The organism is Pseudomonas fluorescens (assembly GCF_000802965.1).
In the GTDB taxonomy this organism is placed as follows: Bacteria; Pseudomonadota; Gammaproteobacteria; order Pseudomonadales; family Pseudomonadaceae; genus Aquipseudomonas; species Aquipseudomonas fluorescens_A.
Genome location: NZ_JSAK01000059.1, coordinates 1 through 614, shown reverse-complemented (window position 1 = coordinate 614; position 614 = coordinate 1). Strand labels below are relative to the sequence as shown.

General features: G+C 63.5%; 1 protein-coding gene. It reads right to left on the bottom strand.

Annotated elements, in window-relative coordinates:
- The coding region (locus tag NL64_RS30455; RefSeq protein WP_034151512.1) for a DUF6531 domain-containing protein at nt 1-614 on the bottom strand (614 nt) is incomplete at both ends.

Genomic DNA, 614 nt, shown 5'->3' with positions numbered 1-614 from the left:
CCGGCAGCGTTGGTTGCGGCGATCAACCGCCCGCGCGCGTCGTAGCCATAAGTGACCAGCGTCTGCTCGGTGTGCCAGGCCGGCGCCTGGTCGTCGGCGAGGTGAAAGCGCTGGTAGTCGACGCCGATCAGGTGCTGACGCTCGTAACGCAGCAGCAAACAGCGCCCGGCGCCGTTGTCGAGGCGTAGCACGCGGTCGGAAAGATCGCGCTGCAGCGTCAGACGATTGCCATAGGCGTCGCTGATGGCGCTCAAACGCCCGTTCAGAAAGTGAAAGAACCGCGCCGACTCACCGGCCAACGCCACGATCAGTTCTTCCGGCTGATCACCGAGGTAAATCGCCGACCGCGACAGGCTGTTGTGAATGGCCGGGCGGGTCAGGCTCGGCAACGGAAACGGCGTGCGCCGGTTTTCGTGGTCGACCCAAATCACCGTGTCGCCAGAAAGCTCCAGGCGATGGGCCAGCGAATGGCTCCAGCCGAAACCGAGGCCGCTGTCGATTTCTACGGCGCTGGTGCGATAGAGCCGGGTGAACTCGAAGGGTAAAACCCCGTCGAGAACACCATCGCTCAGGGTCAAAAGTTCTTCGCCAGTGACCATCGACACGGGACAGCC